This window comes from Corynebacterium guangdongense, from assembly GCF_030408915.1.
Lineage (GTDB): Bacteria > Actinomycetota > Actinomycetes > Mycobacteriales > Mycobacteriaceae > Corynebacterium > Corynebacterium guangdongense.
This window is the reverse complement of record NZ_CP047654.1, coordinates 2,673,714-2,690,773: the sequence shown is the minus strand read 5'-3', so window position 1 is coordinate 2,690,773 and position 17,060 is coordinate 2,673,714. Positions and strand designations below refer to the sequence as shown.

The window sequence follows — 17,060 nt, the reverse complement described above, 5'->3', positions numbered from 1 at the left end:
ACCGGCAGGTTAAGCACGGTTAAGGGGACGTGAAATCTCCCCCGTCCGGCTGGCCGGGACCGGTGGGCGAGGGGACAATACCGAGCGTGGAGCAGCAGCGCAGACCGTGGCTTGTCGGCCGACGTGGACTGCTGCGATCCGCCTTCGCGGTGGGCACGCTGTCACTGGCCCCGTCCTCGCTGGATCGGGTCCATGCGAGCAGCGTCCAGTCGGTCGGCGACGCCCGCACCGCCGGGGTCGGCGGGCGGCTGGAACCCTACGCGGACGTGGAGCACTCCGCCTTCATGCACGGGGTGGCCTCCGGGGATCCGCTGCCGACCAGCGTCATCCTGTGGTCGCGGGTGACGCCCTCGCCGGAGGCGGTGCCGGGTTCCGGGCTCGGCGCGGACGTCACGCTGCGCTGGGAGGTCGCCACGGATCCGGCGATGCGCGACATCGTCCGATCCGGGAACGTACTGGTCACAGCCGCCACCGACCACACCGTCCACGTCGACCCCCACGGTCTTGCGCCGGGCACCGTCTACTACTTCCGTTTCGGGGTCCTGGAGGGGGAGCTGGCGGGGGCGAGCTCACCGGTGGGCCGCACCCGGACCGCCCCGGCGGAGGACGCTGATCCGGGGGAGATTCGGTTGGCGGTGGCCTCCTGCGCGAACTTCGAGGCCGGTTACTTCGGGGCCTACACCGGCATCGCCGCGGCCGCCGCCCGCGGTGAGGTGGATGCCGTGGTCCACCTGGGCGATTACCTCTACGAGTACGCCTCCGGCGCCTACCCCGGCCGCCACGGAATCTCGCGCCCCCACGTGCCGACCTGGGAGATCACCTCCCTGGCGGACTATCGCGCCCGCTACGGCAACTACCGCCGCGACACCGAGCTGCAGGCCGCCCATGCCGCCGCCCCCTGGGTGGTGACCTGGGACGACCACGAGATCGCCAACGACGCCTGGGAGCACGGGGCGGCCGGGCACACCCCGCTCGCCGGCGAGTGGCCGACGCGTCGCGACGCCGCGATGCAGGCCTACCTCGAGTGGCTGCCGGTCCGGGGCGCGGCCCCCTCCCGGGGCGGCCGGATCTACCGCAGCCTACGTTTCGGCACCCTCGCCGAGCTGCACATGCTGGACCTGCGCAGCTACCGTTCCCGGCCGACGCTCCCGCGGGTCGGCGGGCTGCCTCCGACGATGATGGGCTCCGAGCAGTTCGACTGGCTCAGCGCCCGCCTGTCGACGGCCGACACCCGCTGGAACCTCATCGGCACCTCGGTGATGATGGCGCCGCTGAACATGGTCTCTCTCGAGGCCTCCGTCCGCGGACCGCTGGCGACGATGACCGGGGCCGCCGAGGCCTCCACCGCGGAGGGGGAGAAGGCCGCGGCGGCGAACCCGGACCAGTGGGACGGCTACCCGGCGGACCGCGCCCGCCTGCTCGCCGACCTGTCCCGGCACCACCCGGAGGGGCGCACCGTGTTCCTCACCGGCGACATCCACTCCGAGTGGGCCAACCACATCGTCCACGACCGGGAGGTGGTGGCCGCGGAGCTGGTCACCACCTCCATCACGGCGCGCAACATCGACGACATCCTCGCGCTGCCCGAGGACAGCCTCGTCGCCGCCACCGCCGAGAGCCACATCCGGACGCACAACCCGCACGTCGCCCACGTCGACCTGGACGCGCACGGCTTCGCCATCCTGAGCGTGACGCACGCAGGCGTCACCATGCGATGGCTGCGCGTGGACGACATCTACACCCGCGGCTCCGGCCTGCACGCAGGGCCCGCCGCCACCTACGACGGCCGGGCGATCACCCTCGTCTAACGCTTGATGAGGTTGGCCCGGATCCAGGCCTCGATGCGTGCGGCCATGGCTTCGTCGACGGTGACGACGGTGTTGTCGCCGAGAATCTTCTCCCAGTACCAGGAAACCTCACCGTGGTACTGATGGGCGTGGCCGCCCGGGAAATTGAGCGAACTGACCTGGTCCAGGCCGACCTGCCAGCCCGTGATGAAGGGGACCCAGCGCATCCCGGCGAACACGTCAAGCCGTTGCGCCTCCGGTGCGGGCACGCCGCGGGAACCGGGTTCGCGCAGCCAGTCCGGCTGCCGGAGGAAGAGGTTCCAGTCCCAGAAGGTGATGGGGTCCGAGGCGTGCTGGGCGAAGACGACGCGCGGGAACTGCCACTCGTTGGCGAACCTCTCGCCGGCGAAGGTGGTGTTGATGTGCTCCGGCACCGCGGCGAAACGGATGTGGCGGCCACCGTCGATGACCGGCACCCGCTCCGGGGAGCCGGCGTCCCGGGAGTCGGTGATGGCGCGGTGCAGCCGCGTGAAGCGGGGCGTGCCGGTGAACAGCGCGCCGTCGACGCGACGCAACAGATCCTCGGCGTCCTCGAAGGAATCGGCGATGCCGTAGGCGCCGAGGGATTCACCGGAGACGTAGAACTTCGGCCGGGTGGCGGGATCCATCTGGTCGAGACGGTCGAGGATGGCCCGGATGAGGATCGTGGAGGACTCCACCGGGGTTTCGTGGTCGGTGATGAAGGCGACCGCCGAGGGCAGGTAGGAGTACTGCATCGCGACGGTGGCGCAGTTGCCGCCGGTGAGGAACTCCACCGCGCCGACGGACCAGTCCGTCAGCCAACCGGTGCCCGCGGCCGCCATCATCGTGATGACCGGCCGGTGGAAAGCGCCGGTGCGGTCCATCTCGCGGAGCACCTGCTGCGCCTGCTGCTCGTAGCTGCGGTAACGGATCATGCCGACAAAGATGCGGATGGGTTCGGTGGCGTCGGCGTCGTGAAGCCCGGTGACCGCCACGATGTCGCGCCTGCGGGGTCCCGAGGAGACCAGCGCCCGCCCCTGGGAGCCCAGCGAGCGCCAGCGCTCGAAGGAGGCGGGGGAGCCGGAACGCTCCGGCTCCCAGGGCATCCGCGAACCCGGGAAAATCGAGAGGTTGCGTTCCTGGGCGGACCGGCCCACGGAGTTGAGCGTCCGCCGGACCAGCAGCCTGTCGGAGGCGACTACGGTTACCCCGGCGACGAGGGCGGCGCCGACCGGCCAGCTGATCACCGGCGGGAACCAGCGGTTGAGCGCGCGCGCCGTCCGGTTGACGGAGAGTTCCGCGACCTCCCCGACGAGCAGAATGCTTCCGTAACCGAGGGAGCCGGCCAGTACTCCGGTGATGGCGTGCTGGCGACCCCGGGTGATCGGGGCGTCGACAAGCGCGGCCTGCGTGTCCTGGCGCCAGAGGCTGGTCAGGGTGACGACGCCGGTGATGCCGGCCATGACCCAGTGGAGAACGTCGTGGGTGCGCTCCGTGATGCGGCGGCGGGGACGCCACCCGATGAGGTCGAAGGTGCGGCTGAGGGTGAACCGGGTGGCCGTGGCCGCGCCGTGCCCGACGCCCTGGCAGATCGCGACGTTGAGCGCGGTGACCCACCAGGGCCGCGGCAGCAGCGAGGGGGAGATGGCCCACCAGGTGGCCGCCTCCGCGCCGAGGATGCCGGCGCCCATGTTGTCCGGCAGCCGCCGCCGACGACGGGCGCCCATCCGGACGCCCGGCAACAGCTCGGAGTAGACCTCCACCGCCCCGAGAGCCAGCTTCAGCGAACTGACGGCCGCGCGCCGACTGATCCGTCGGAGCCGGGCTCTGGGGGTAACTGGCATGGGCCCGATTATGGCCGAAGCGCTGCGCGGGCGCACACCAGCGGGTGTCAGGTTCCGGGATGCCGAACCGGCGACGCAGGGGCACAATGGCGGGAGGAGAGTTGGTGACGCCTCAGCTCACCCGCACCACCATTTCCGTCATGGCGGGCGATCGCACGACAAGGCCGGAGGGCAGACATGGACACCCAGAAACTTCAGGAGACGCTCGGCGAGCTCGACCGCCTGATCGAGGAGATCCGTGAGGCGGAAAACGAGCACCGGGAGGCGATCGACAGGGTGGAGGAGACGCACCGCGCGGGCGCCCGGAACCTGGTTCACTACACGGCGCTGCGCAACCGCGACATCCGCCGCCTCCAGATGCGGCTTTCCGACGTCGGCGCCACCCGCTTGACCACCACCGAGCCCAACGTCCTGGCCCGCCTCCAGGGGGCCCGTAACGTGCTGTCGACGTACCTCGGCCAGGAGCTGAAGTACGGGAACGACGAGGTCTCCGGCGCCTTCACCCGCGCGGACGACATCCTGGAGACGCACGCCGACCGCCTCCTCGGCGAGACCACCGAGGACACCCACTCGCGCATCATGGTCACGCTGCCCACCGAGGCCGCCCACGACCTCGATCTGGTCCGCGGCTTCGTCGACGCCGGCATGGATCTGGCCCGCATCAACTGCGCCCACGACGGCCCGGAGGCCTGGGGCTGCATGATAGATAACGTGCACCGCGCCGCCGCCGAGTCCGACGTCACCATCAGAATCGCCATGGACCTGGCCGGCCCGAAGCTGCGCACCGGTGCGATCGCGCCGGGCCCGGAGATCGCCCGCGCCCGCGTCAAACGCACCGAGATCGGCGAGGTGATTCACCCGGCCAAGATCTGGTTGCTGCCGAACACCCTCGAGGGTGAGCTCCCGGCGCCACCCCCCGCCGAGGGACGGCCGACCCTGACCGTCAAGGTCGACCCGGACTGGCTCGGGGGGCTGGCCCCGGGCGGCGTCCTGAGCTTCCATGACACCCGCGGTCCGCGCCGCGAGTTCACCGTGGAGACGATCAACGAGGACGTGTTCGGCGACGGCTCCGGCGTTCGCGCGGTGCGCGCCCTCGGCGAGCAGAACGCCTACGTCTCCAACACCACGCTCATCGAGCACGAGTGGACCCGCACCCGCGTCTCCGGCATCGAACCCTCCGAGCAGCGCCTGCGCCTGCACACCGGTGACACCCTCGTCCTCACCACCGACCCCTCCCCGGCGGATCCCTCCCGGCCGGGCACCCCCACCATCGGCTGCACCCTGCCGGAGGCCGTCCTCGCCATCGAGGAGGGCCACAGCGTACTTTTCGACGACGGCTCCATCGCGGCCAGGGCGATCGACACGCAGGAGGTCGACGGCCACACCCAGGTCACCCTGCACATCACCCGCGCCGCCCCCGGCGGCACGAACCTGGCCGCCTACAAGGGCATCAACCTGCCGGACACGGAGCTGCCGCTGCCGTCGCTGACCGAGGAGGACGTCGAGGCCCTCGGCTTCGTCGCCCGCCACGCGGATATCGCCAACGTCTCCTTCATCCGCGACGCCGGCGACGTCGAGTTCCTCCTGGAAACGCTGGAGACGATCGCCCGGGAGATCGGGGAGGAGTCGGGCCCGGAAGCCGGCGAGCGCGCCCGCAACCTGGGCGTCGTGCTCAAGATCGAGACAGTCCCCGGCTACGAGAACCTGGCCACGGTGCTGCTGGCCGGCATGCGCCACGCCAACCTCGGGGTCATGGTCGCCCGCGGGGACCTGGCCGTCGAACTCGGCTTCCAGCGCATGGCCGAGGTGCCGCGCTTCATCATGAACATGGCCGAGGCCGGCCACGTCCCGACGATCATGGCCACCCAGATCCTCGAGTCCCTGGCGAAGTCCGGTCTGCCCACCCGCGCGGAGATCACCGACGCCGCCTACGCCCTGCGCGCGGAGTGCGTCATGCTCAACAAGGGTCCGCACATCACCGACACCATCCGCATCCTCAACGACATGTCCGCGAAGCTCGGCGCCTCCCAGCGCAAGAACCGCATCCAGCTGCGCCGCATCGAAAGCTGGGAGAACGCGTTGTGAAGATCGTTGCCCACCGTGGCAACGCGCCCGGGTTCCGCGAACACACGCGGGCCGGGTTCCTCAACGCCCTGAACCTCCCGATCCACGGCATCGAATTCGATGTGCGCCTGTCCGCGGACCAGCGGCTGATGATCCAGCACGACGCCACGGTCACCCGCACCACCGGGCGCGCCGGGCGGGTCTCGGCGATGGACTCCGCTGATCTGCGCAGGCTCAACATCGGCACGGCGGAGCTGCCCCAGCAGATGCTGATGCTCGAGGAGATCGTCGAGATGCATCAGGATCACCCCGACAAGCACCTCTACATCGAGATCAAGCACCCCACCCGCTTCGCGCGCATCACCGAGGAACAGGTGGTGCGTCACCTGCGCTACGCGGGGCTCGTCGACGACCCGCGCATCCACGTCATTTCCTTTTCCCACCGCTCGATGCGCCGCATGTACGAGATGGCGCCCCAGATCGACCGCATCTACCTGCGCCGCGTGTGGGAGCGCCGCTTCAACCCGGCCGACATCCTGATGTCCGAACCCACCGGCCTCGGGCTGTCCCTTCCCTCGGCGCGCTGGCGACCGGATCTCGTCGGCGCGCACGATTTGCCGACCTACATGTGGACGCCGAACACCACCCGCGACATCCTCTTCGCCCTCGGCCAGGGGGTCGACATCCTGGCCACCGACGTCCCGGAGCACGCGGCCTGGATTCTCGACGGCCACGAGGACGAACCGGGGTCGCCGGATCCGGGTTCGGAAAGCGCGGCGCCCGGCGGGCGGGTCCACAGACCACGCCGGTGAGCGCCCTGTAGATTGGGGCGCATGGCCAAGAAGAACCGTAAAGAGAAGGAACAGCTCCCCGAGGGCATGAGCCGCCGTCAGGCCAAGCTCGCCGCCCGCGCCGCCGAGCGAGCCGCCCTGGAGAAGGATCCCCGCCCCTACGCGGGGCTCGCCGCCGAGGCCGATCTCGTCGCCCTCCAGGAGTTCATCCCGTCCGCGACCGCGACCGTGAAGCTCAAGGATTCCGACCGCGAGGTGGAGATCGCCACGGTGCTCCCGGGCGCCGGTGCGGCCCTGGTCCGCGACGCCGAATTCGGCGGCACACGCTTCGTCGCCCTCCAGGTGCGCAAACACTCCCACAACCCGGGCCGCGACCTGGCCTACGCCCTGAACTGGGTCAAGGACGCCACCGGCGGCGACTCCCTCGAGTCCACCGTCGCCGACGGCGACCAGCCGACGCTGACCGACCTCATCGACGCCGAGACCACCATCGACATCCAGGTCCACGACGACTTCTCCTGGTGGACCCCGGAGGGTTCGGACGTCCCCTTCGAGGTCCAGCACGCCATCAACCAGGCCAACCAGACCGTCGCCCCCACCCGCCGGGTCGAGGCCGACGTCGCCGGGTCCGCCTGGTGGGCGAACCCGGGCGGCGGCAAGGCCTACCTGCGCTGGGTCCGCGTCGACGAGGACGAGAACGCGCTGCTCAACGCGCTGGCCCGCATCGCGGCCCGCGGTGAGCTGCAGCTGGCCGACGACACCAAGTTCGCCGGCGTCTTCCGCACCCACGGCCTCGTCGTCCCGGTGTGGGATCTGCCCGCCGACTCCGAGGCGGAGGACTACATCCGTGAACTCGAGCGCGTCGACAAGCTCATCGCTGCGGAGCTGGCCAACGATGCGCCGCTCAGCGCAGAGGAGCGCAAGCAGCTCGAGAACATCAAGTCCCGCCAGGTGACGATCCGCTAGCGTCGGTGAGCGGCGCCCGCACAGCTGTGCGGGCGCCGCGCCCGTTTCCGGGGCCGGATCGCGCACACATGTGCGTGATCGTCCCGGGTGGCGGGCGCCGGCCGGGCCGGAACCGGGAATTCACCGGATTGTCGGCCGTTCTTAAGCCCACGGACAACAGGCCCTCCCTTTGCCCTCCTAGGGTTCGACGGTGAGTACCGCCGGACGCGGTGTGTTCCGGACACGGCGTGTTCGGGACACAGCGTGGGAAGCATGGGAGAACAGTGGACACCTTCAGCCCGGAGATCGCCCCGAAGATCGTCGCGCACCGCGGAAACGCCCCCGGTTTCGCCGAGAATACCGCGGCGGCCTTCGAGAACGCGCTGGCCATGCCCATCCACGGTGTGGAATGCGACGTCCGTTTCTCGCGGGACGGGGTCGTCATGGTGCAGCACGACGCGACGGTCGACCGCACCTCGGACGGCACCGGCCGACTGGCCGACCTGACCGCAGCTCAGTTGCGCAGCCTCAACGTCGGCACCACGTCGCTCCCGCAGCGCATGATGACCCTCGAGGAACTTCTCGAGATGGTCCTCGCCGCGGGTGACAGGCACCTCTACCTCGAGATCAAGTCCCCGGCCCTGCGGAATCAGCGCCTGGAGGAGGAGGTGGTGCGGTGCCTGACGCGGCACGCGCTGCAGGAGGATCCGCGCATACACGTGATCTCTTTCTCGCATTCCGCGATGCGCCGGATCGCCAGACTCGCCCCCCGGCTGGACCGCTGGTACCTGCGCCGGGACCGGGAGCTGGATCACAACCCCGGTGACCTGCTGTTCTCGCGGCCGAGGGGTCTCGGCCTGTCGATCGAGGCGGCCAGGCGCAGTCCCCGTCTGGTCGATGCCCGCGGCCTGCCGACTTATCTGTGGACCGTCAACGACAGGGCGGGCATGAAGTTCGCCGAGAGCCTCGGCGTCGACGTGCTGGCGACCGACCGCCCTGACGTCGCACTGGAGCTCTTCTTTCCGGAAGCTCCCGTCCTGGCGAAGGAAAATGCAGGTGAACCAGGCAAACTCTAGGTAGCATCTTTGGTTAACGTCGGATGACCCCCGCGCGGAAAGTGACGCTGGTTGTTAATCCGGTGGTAGGAAGCTGGCAATATGCCGCACGTACGGTTTTATTCATGACTGTTCGCTTTGAGGGACAGGATGTCGGCGCCCTGCGCAAACGTGCTGTCTGGTCTCGCAGAACAGAGTGGGGGCTGGCACTACTTCTGCTTGCCCCGAACCTGATCCTGCTCACCCTGTTCACCTACCGCCCGCTTCTGGACAACGTCCGGCTGTCCTTCTTCAACTGGAACATTTCCTCCCCTCGTTCCACCTTCATCGGGCTGGACAACTACGTCGAATTCTTCACCCGCTCGGACACGAAGACGATCCTGCTCAACACGGCGATCTTCACCCTCTTCGCCGTCGCGGGGTCGATGATCCTCGGTCTGGCCCTGGCGATGCTGCTGGACCAGAAGCTCTTCGGACGCAACGCCGTCCGCTCCATGGTCTTCGCCCCGTACGTCATTTCCGGCGCCGCCATCGGCGTGGCCTTCCAGTTCGTCTTCGATCCGAATTTCGGTCTCGTCCAGGACCTGCTGGGCCGCGTCGGGCTCGCCACCCCGAACTTCTACCAGGACCGCTGGTGGGCGCTGTTCATGGTGACCTTCACCTTCGTGTGGAAGAACCTCGGCTACGCCTTCGTGATCTACCTGGCGGCGCTGCAGGGGCTGAACAAGGATCTCGCCGAGGCTGCCTCGATCGACGGTGCGTCGCCGTGGACCCGCTTCTGGCGGGTGACGATGCCCCAGCTGCGGCCGACGACCTTCTTCCTGTCGATCACCGTCATGCTCAACTCGGTGCAGGTCTTCGACATCATCCACACCATGACCCGTGGCGGCCCGCTGGGAAATTCCACCACCACGCTGGTGTACCAGGTGTACCAGGAGACCTTCGTCAACTACCGCGCCGGCTATGGCGCGACGGTCGCGACCATCCTCTTCCTGATTCTCCTGCTGATCACGGTGATTCAGGTGCGCTACATGGACAGGAAGGACAAGTGACCATGGACGTCAAACACCATGCCACGATCCGGGCCCTGGGCTACCTGGGCATGATTCTCGCGGTGCTGTTCATCGGAGTACCTCTCCTGTGGATCGCCCTGACCTCCTTCAAGGCCCAGTCGGAGATCTACACTCAGCCCGTGCAATGGCTGCCGGGGCAGTGGAACGCCGACAACTACGCCGACGTGTTCCAGCGCGTCCCCTTCGGCGCGTACTTCCGCAACTCCGTGCTGATCACCCTGATTCTCTGCGTGATCAAGATCTTCCTCGGCATCCTCTCCGCCTACGCCCTGGCCATCCTGCGCTTCCCGGGACGCAACCTCGTCTTCCTGCTGGTCATCTCCGCGCTGATGGTCCCCTCCGAGGTCACCGTCATCTCCAACTACGCCCTGGTCTCCGGCCTGGGCTGGCGTGACACCTACCTCGGCATCATCGTCCCGCTCGCCGGCATCGCCTTCGGCACCTTCCTCATGCGCAACCACTTCATGTCCATCCCCACCGAACTGATCGAGGCCGCGCGCATGGATCACGCCAGCCACTGGGGTCTGCTATGGAAGGTGCTCATGCCGATCTCCCTGCCGACCCTCGTGGCGTTCTCGATGATCACCGTGGTCAACGAATGGAACCAGTACCTGTGGCCGTTCCTGATCTCGGAAACCGCCGCCTCCGCGACGCTGCCCATCGGACTGACGATGCTGCAGAACAACGAAGGCGTCTCCAACTGGGGCCCGGTCATGGCCGCGACGATCATGACGATGCTGCCGATTCTGGTCATCTTCCTGGCGTTGCAGCAGTACATGATCAAGGGGCTGACGTCCGGCGCCGTCAAGGGCTGACCGAATCCCCGTCCCTCCCACCACCACCTTCCCGCCGACACATTCACCGGCACATCCACCGAAAAGGAACCCCCTCATGGCCTTCAACCCGACCCTCTCCCGTCGTCAGCTCCTCGCCGCGTTCGGCATCACCGGCGCCGGCCTCACCCTGGCTGCCTGCGCAGGTACCGGTGGCGCAACCGGCGGGGGCGCCGCCGCCGGCGACGCCAACAAGATCGTCTTCTGGTCCAACCACCCGGCGTCCTCCAAGGACGTGGAGCTCGAGCTCATCGCCCGCTTCGAAGCGGAGAACCCGGATCTGACCGTCGAGCTCGTCGACGCCGGCGCCAACTACGGCGAGGTGTCCCAGAAGTTCAACGCGGCACTGACCGGCACCGACCTGCCGGACGTCGTGGTCCTCTCGGACACCGAGTGGTTCAACTTCGCGCTCAACGAGGCCACCGCCAACATCGACGAGATCGCCGAGCGCACGGGCGTCGACGTCTCCGGGTACGTCGAGTCCCTGTACAACGACTACGCCTTCGGCGGCGGCCACAACGGCCTGCCGTACGCCCGCTCGACCGTCCTCTTCTACTACAACAAGGACGTCTGGGCGGAGGCGGGTCTGCCGGACCGCGGCCCCGAGACCTGGGAGGAGTTCTCGGAGTGGGGCCCACAGCTGCAGGAGGTCGTCGGTGACGGCAAGAAGGCCCACGGCTGGGGCGACGCCGTTAACTACCTCTCCTGGACCTTCCACGGCCCGATGCGCACGATGGACGGCGCCTACTCCGACGAGTGGGACTCCCGGCTGACCTCCCCGGAAACGGTCGCGGCGGTCAACTGGTTCAAATCCACCATCGACGACGGCTACGCCACCGTGTCCGCCGACGTCACCAACGAGTTCTCCACCGGCCTGATCGCCTCCTGCATCCAGTCCACCGGTGACCTGTCCTCCGTCATGGAGACCGCCGGCTTCAACGTCGGCGTCGCCGAACTGCCGAACCCGAAGGGCCAGGGCGGCGCCGTCACCGGCGGCGCAGGTCTGGGCATCCCGGCCGGCATCTCGGAGGAGCGCCAGGACAACGCCCTGAAGTTCATCGACTTCATCACCAACGTCGAGAACACCACCTTCTGGTCCCGCGAGACCGGGTATGTCCCGGTTCGCGAGGGCGCTGCCGAGGACGCGGAGCACGCCACGTTCCTGGAGGAGAACCCGGAGTACCGCGTGGCCATCGACCAGCTGCCGAAGACCCTCCCGCAGGACAACTTCCGCGTCCTCCTGCCGGGCGGCGACCGCACCATCGGCGACGCCCTCGAGTCCATCGCCCTGACCGGGGCCGACGTCGAGGCCACCCTGGCGGACGCGGAGCAGAAGCTCGTCACCATCTACGAGCGCGACATCGAGCCGCTGCTCTAGGTGTACTGATCGGACAGGTTGGTCGAATCAGTGTGAACTACTGACGTAGCGAAGACCTCTCGTGTGGAATGGAAAGTGCCTTAATCCAAACCACCCACACGAAAGGTCTCCTGTGGTCCACCCTAACGCAGCACTGACCCCGAAACACCGTCTCAAGGTCGCCCAACTCGTCGTCGACGACGGCTGGCCCATCGCCGAAGTCGCCGCGAGGTTCCAGTGCTCCTGGCCGACCGTCAAACGCTGGGCCGAGCGCTACCGGGGCGGCCAGTCCATGCAGGACCGCTCCTCCCGCCCGGCCACCAGCCCCACCACAACCCCGAAGGCCGTGGCCAAACGCATCGTGTCGCTGCGCCTGCGCAAACGGATCGGACCGGTCCAACTGTCGCTGATGTGCGGTGTCTCCTCCTCAACGGTGCACCGCATCCTGGCAGCCGGGCGCCTCAACCGGCTGTCCTGCCTGGACCGCGACAGCGGTGAACCCGTCCGCCGCTACGAGTACCCCCACCCCGGCGATCTCATCCACGTCGACGTCACCAAGTTCGGCCAGATCCCCGACGGCGGGGGCTGGCGCTTCGTCGGGCGCGCCCAAGGCAAGAAGAACCGGGCCGCCACACCGGGTAAACCCCGAAATCAGCACCACAACCCGAAGCTGGGGCACTGCTTCGTCCACACCGTCATCGATGATCACTCCCGGGTGGCCTACGCGGAGATCCATGGCGATGAGACGGCCCTGACCGCGGTGGGGGTGCTGGAACGTGCGGTGGCCTGGTTTGGATGGCGTGGGGTGACGGTCAGCCGGGTGCTCAGCGACAACGGGTCGGCCTATCGATCACATCTGTGGGCACGGACCTGCGCTGATCTTGGAGTGGCACCGAAACGGACCCGGCCGTACCGGCCGCAGACCAACGGCAAGATCGAGCGCTTCCATCGGACGTTGGCGGACGGGTGGGCCTACGCGACTTGTTATGACTCGGAGGCTGCCCGTCGAGCTGCCCTACCGGGCTGGATCCACCACTACAATCATCACCGAGCCCATTCCGCGGTGGGAGGCAAGCCACCGATCACACGGTTAACCAACCTCCCCGATCAGTACATCTAGGACCCCCGTCCACCCGGTTGACCCGCAGCTGGCCACCTGTCCCAGGAGGTCAGCTGCCGTATTGTTCAAGGAGAAAAGGCCACCATGGCTTCCATCACTTTTGATTCCGTGTCGCGCATCTACACCCCGGGTGCCCGTCCCGCAGTCAACAAGATCGACCTCGACGTCGCTGACGGCGAGTTCCTCGTGCTGGTCGGTCCGTCCGGGTGCGGCAAGTCCACGACCCTGCGCATGCTCGCCGGGCTCGAGCCCATCGACGAGGGCCGTCTGCTTCTCGACGGCCAGGACGCGACCGCCCTGCGCCCGCAGGATCGTGACATTGCCATGGTGTTCCAGTCCTATGCGCTGTACCCGAACATGACGGTGCGCGACAACATGGGTTTCGCCCTGAAGAACCAGAAGTACCCGAAAGCGGAGATTGCGGCCCGGGTGCAGGAGGCTTCCCGCATCCTGCAGCTGGACGAGTACCTCGACCGTAAACCGGGGGCGCTGTCCGGCGGCCAGCGCCAGCGGGTGGCCATGGGGCGGGCGATCGTCCGGGAACCCTCGGTGTTCTGCATGGACGAGCCGCTGTCCAACCTGGACGCGAAGCTGCGCGTGTCCACCCGGGCGGAAATTTCGGCCCTGCAACGACGCATGGGAGTGACCACCGTGTATGTGACCCACGACCAGGTCGAGGCCATGACCATGGGCGACCGGGTCGCGGTGCTCCTGGCGGGGGTTCTGCAACAGGTCGACACCCCGCAGAACCTGTATGACCGCCCCACGAACGTGTTCGTGGCCTCGTTCATCGGCTCCCCGTCGATGAACCTCATCAAGGGCCGTCTCGGTGACGGCGTCGTCAGCCTCGGCACAGGCGTCGACATTCACCTGGATGAGGTCGCCAGGCGCGCCCCGGAGCTGAGCGGCCACGCCAACGCCAACCGCGCCGTCGTCGTCGGCGCGCGCCCGGAGCACATGTATCTCACCGCCGAGGGGGATCGCGGCGCCATCAGGGCCGTGATCTCCCACATCGATGAACTCGGCGCGGATTCCATGGTCTACGTCAAGGCGGCCGGCGTGAAGAACCCCGACAGTGACATCCTCGGCTCCGGCGTCCCGGCGGACATGCGCATTCAGGTGACCGACGCCGGTGAGCACGACCAGGCCGAGCTCGGCGTGCGCGTCGAGCGGCACCACGGCCTGTCCATCGGCGACGTCGTCCACGTCGCCGCGGCCCCGGAGAATCTGCACGTCTTCGACGGGCGGGAAGGCCAGCGCCTGAACCCCTAGCCCCAGAGGCTGCCCGCCGGCGTGCGCGGAGACGCCCTCGACGCCTCCCGCCGTCCGCGGCGGTGGCGAAGCGGGCGCGGGTCAGGGCTCGCGCACACGTGTGCGTATCTCCTGTAGGGGATTCCGAAAGTAGCTGGTCTCGTCGTAGGATGTCCGCATGTTGCGCACCATGTTCCACGCCAAGATTCACCGTGCCACCGTCACCGAAGCCAACCTGCACTACGTGGGCTCCGTGACGGTGGATCAGGATCTGCTCGACGCCGCCGACATTCTGCCCGGCGAGCTGGTGTCCATCGTCGACATCACCAACGGCGCACGCCTGGAGACCTACACCATCGCCGGCGAGCGGGGCTCGGGCGTCATCGGCATCAACGGCGCCGCCGCCCACCTGGTCCACCCCGGTGACCTGGTCATCCTCATCGCCTACGCGCAGATGGAGGACGCCCAGGCCCGCAGCTTCGTGCCCAGCGTCGTCCACGTCGACGCCGACAACCGCATCGTCGAGCTGGGTTCGGATCCGGCGGAGGCGCTGGTCGGCGAGATGGAACGCCCGCCCTTCGCCCGCGATCTCGTGGACGCCCAGGCGGACCTGCGCGGGTAGTTCCCCTCCGGCGTCGCGGGGCACGGTCGCCGCGTAGTGAAAAAGTCCCGCCCCGGACGTTACCCGGTGTGCAGGTGCACACCAGGGTCACATCCGGGGCGGGACTTTTTGCGCGAACGGCTAACGCATCGAACCCCACAGGGCGTCGGCGCCGGTCTCGTCCCACAGAACGACGTTGCCGACTGAGGTGTCGAGGAAGCCGCCGACGGGGACCGTCTCGGTGGACACCCCGCCACGCATCGCCAGGGCGACGCGGATCAGGTGCCAGACGTGGTCGCCGTCGTCGACGGTGAAGGTGCCCGCGGCGTTGTTGATCAGGCCGAGGGTCCGGAACGGGTTGGCCATCGTGGAGGGGGCGGTCAATTTGTCCATCAGCGCGGCGAAGAAGTCGCGCTGGCGCTCGACGCGGTCGAGGTCGCCCTGCGGGGTGGCGCGGGTACGGACGTAGCCGAGGGCGGTGGCGCCGTCCATCTCCTGGCAGCCGGCCTGCACGTCGAGGTTGGCGAGCGGATCCTGAATCGGGTAGTCGACGCAGATCTCGACGCCGCCGACGGTGTTGACCAGCTTCGCCAGCCCACCCATGCCGATCTCCGCGTAATGGTCGATGTGCAGCCCGGTGGCCTCCTCGACGGTGTCGGTCAGCAGCTGCGGCCCGCCGTAGACGAAGGCCGCGTTGACCTTGTCCTCGCCGTAGCCGGGGATGGTCACCAGGCTGTCGCGGGGGATGGAGACCAGACGGGCCTGGCCGGAGGTGGGCAGGTGCAGCAGCATGATCGTGTCGGTGCGGCCGAGGCCGATGTCGCCGCCGGTGCCCAGTTCCGCCATGTCCTCCTCGCTGAGTCCCTGGCGGGAGTCCGAGCCGACGAGCAGCCAGTTGGTGCCGGCGGTGTCGGCGACCTGCTGCTCGGGGGTGGCTTCGACGCGGGTCAGGCGGGCGTCGGCCCAGAGCGTGACGACGATCGTCAGCACCACGAGGACGGCGAGGAACCAGCCGAGGAGACCGAGACAGCCCGGGGCCCGACGCGGTCGTGATCGCCGTGCCCGGTCCCGGCGGGGGGCGACGACCGCCCGGTCCCGGCGGGGATCGCGGGAAGGCTGCGCAGCGGGTTCCGCGTAGAGATCCTGGGCGTAGGTCGGCCGGGGGCGCTCGCGCGGAAACTCCTGGCGCGGCCGCTCCTGCCGGGGCGGGCCGGAGAGGTCGGCGCGGGTCTCGTTGGGGTTGTAGGGGCGACGCCCGCCGCCATAGGCCGGGTCCGGGCCCGGGGCCGGGCGGGGGCGTTCGTGGCGATCCTCCGGACGTGGCCGGAGACGGGGGGAGTAGCCGGGATCGGGCCGCTCCTGCCGGGGGCGGGGCGGGGGTTCAGGTGCGCGGGAGCCTGGGTTGGCCGAGCGGCGGCGGACCGGACGGCCGTAGCGGTCGATCAGCGGCTTTCCGTCCTTGCCCAGGACGAACTTGTCCGGATCGAAGCTCCGATCGGACCCGGTGCTGCCGTGGGAGTCACCCCGTCCGTAGTCAGTCATGCGCATCAGCCTATCGCGCAGGGTAGACGGGAGTGGTGGTTGTGTGTTTGGTGTTGCCTGTGTGAATGACGTGAGAAATGTCTACAGGCCCAGCCAGCCCAGGTCCCCGCCGAGGGCGCTATAGCCCACGAAGGCGACGGCGTCGATGAGGAAATGGGCGATGACCAGCGGCCAGATGCGCCCGGTCCGCGCGTAAAAGGCGCCGTAGACCAGGCCCATCACGATATTGCCGACACCCGCCGACACTCCCTGGTACAGGTGGTAGGACCCGCGCACCAGGGAGGAGCCCACCAGCACCGCGGGCAGGCTCCAGCCCAGCCCCCGCAGCCGAGTCATCAGCCACATCACCACCACGACCTCCTCGCCGAAGGCGTTGGCCAGGGACCACAGCAGCAGCACCGGCACCTCGATCCCGGGGTGGCTCAGGCCGGTGGGGACGACGACCTTGGACAGCCCCGTCTGCACGGCCACCACGTAGAGGCCCAGGCCCGGAGTCCCGATGACGGCCGCGAGCCCGGCTCCCCAGCCCAGGTCCGACCACCGCGGCCGGACGGCCCGGATTCCGTCCCCGGCCAGCAGGAACAGCGCCAGCGCGCCCCAGGCGAAGAGCACGCCGGCCGAGCACAGCTGCAGCGCCAGGTCCAGCCACGCCAGGTCCGACTGCGTGACGTTGAGCGTCACCTCCTGCTCGTTGAGCGGCTCGGCGGCGAGGAGATCGTCGATGAGGCGCAGCAGGCTGCGTGCCCCGCTCATGCCGAAGGTGACGGTCAGGACGA

14 protein-coding genes are annotated in these 17,060 nt (G+C 68.6%); 11 read left to right on the top strand and 3 right to left on the bottom strand.

Annotation, left to right across the window (positions count from 1 at the left end):
• The first annotated feature begins 29 nt into the window (after positions 1-29).
• Positions 30-1,808, top strand: coding sequence for an alkaline phosphatase D family protein (locus CGUA_RS12615; protein ID WP_290196227.1), 1,779 nt, complete (start codon positions 30-32; stop codon positions 1,806-1,808).
• Here CGUA_RS12615 and CGUA_RS12610 read toward each other — a convergent pair.
• On the bottom strand, positions 1,805-3,652 hold the full coding sequence (locus CGUA_RS12610; protein WP_290196226.1) for an alpha/beta-hydrolase family protein: 1,848 nt from the start codon (positions 3,650-3,652) through the stop codon (positions 1,805-1,807). The two genes, CGUA_RS12615 and CGUA_RS12610, sit on opposite strands and share 4 nt — an antisense overlap.
• A gap of 177 nt (positions 3,653-3,829) precedes the next feature.
• Here CGUA_RS12610 and CGUA_RS12605 point away from each other — a divergent pair, with 177 nt between their 5' ends.
• The 10 genes from CGUA_RS12605 (at position 3,830) to panD (ending at position 14,763) form a co-directional block, all read left to right on the top strand.
• Positions 3,830-5,737, top strand: a complete 1,908-nt coding sequence (locus CGUA_RS12605; RefSeq protein ID WP_290196224.1) for a pyruvate kinase — start codon at positions 3,830-3,832, stop codon at positions 5,735-5,737.
• On the top strand, positions 5,734-6,528 hold the full coding sequence (locus CGUA_RS12600) for a glycerophosphodiester phosphodiesterase family protein (protein ID WP_290196222.1): 795 nt from the start codon (positions 5,734-5,736) through the stop codon (positions 6,526-6,528). The genes CGUA_RS12605 and CGUA_RS12600 overlap by 4 nt, the downstream gene beginning before the upstream one ends.
• Positions 6,529-6,549: 21 nt before the next feature.
• Positions 6,550-7,473 (top strand): DUF5926 family protein, encoded by a 924-nt coding sequence (locus tag CGUA_RS12595; RefSeq protein ID WP_290196220.1) that lies wholly within the window; start codon positions 6,550-6,552, stop codon positions 7,471-7,473.
• Between the two features lie 263 nt (positions 7,474-7,736).
• Complete coding sequence (locus CGUA_RS12590) at positions 7,737-8,528, top strand: glycerophosphodiester phosphodiesterase (RefSeq protein ID WP_290196218.1); 792 nt, start codon at positions 7,737-7,739, stop codon at positions 8,526-8,528.
• Between the two features lie 104 nt (positions 8,529-8,632).
• Complete coding sequence (locus CGUA_RS12585) at positions 8,633-9,559, top strand: carbohydrate ABC transporter permease (protein ID WP_290196216.1); 927 nt, start codon at positions 8,633-8,635, stop codon at positions 9,557-9,559.
• Between the two features lie 2 nt (positions 9,560-9,561).
• A complete protein-coding gene (locus CGUA_RS12580; protein WP_290196214.1) occupies positions 9,562-10,395 on the top strand; it encodes a carbohydrate ABC transporter permease in 834 nt (277 codons plus the stop codon).
• A gap of 76 nt (positions 10,396-10,471) precedes the next feature.
• The gene (locus CGUA_RS12575; protein ID WP_290196212.1) at positions 10,472-11,791 is read left to right on the top strand and encodes an ABC transporter substrate-binding protein; all 1,320 of its coding nucleotides are present in this window, start codon (positions 10,472-10,474) and stop codon (positions 11,789-11,791) included.
• A 112-nt stretch (positions 11,792-11,903) separates the two neighbouring features.
• Positions 11,904-12,890 carry an IS481 family transposase gene (locus tag CGUA_RS12570; RefSeq protein ID WP_290196210.1) on the top strand — a complete coding sequence of 329 codons (987 nt, stop codon included), beginning with the start codon at positions 11,904-11,906 and terminating at the stop codon, positions 12,888-12,890.
• A gap of 84 nt (positions 12,891-12,974) precedes the next feature.
• On the top strand, positions 12,975-14,162 hold the full coding sequence (locus tag CGUA_RS12565) for an ABC transporter ATP-binding protein (RefSeq protein WP_290196208.1): 1,188 nt from the start codon (positions 12,975-12,977) through the stop codon (positions 14,160-14,162).
• A gap of 157 nt (positions 14,163-14,319) precedes the next feature.
• On the top strand, positions 14,320-14,763 hold the full coding sequence (gene panD, locus CGUA_RS12560) for an aspartate 1-decarboxylase (RefSeq protein ID WP_290196205.1): 444 nt from the start codon (positions 14,320-14,322) through the stop codon (positions 14,761-14,763).
• A gap of 120 nt (positions 14,764-14,883) precedes the next feature.
• Here the strand turns inward: panD and CGUA_RS12555 are convergent, their stop codons facing one another.
• Entirely contained in the window at positions 14,884-16,284 is a 1,401-nt protein-coding gene (locus CGUA_RS12555) for an LCP family protein (RefSeq protein WP_290196203.1), read from the bottom strand.
• 81 nt (positions 16,285-16,365) lie between these two features.
• The gene (locus tag CGUA_RS12550; protein WP_290198399.1) at positions 16,366-17,037 is read right to left on the bottom strand and encodes a CPBP family intramembrane glutamic endopeptidase; all 672 of its coding nucleotides are present in this window, start codon (positions 17,035-17,037) and stop codon (positions 16,366-16,368) included.
• Positions 17,038-17,060: the final 23 nt, after the last annotated feature.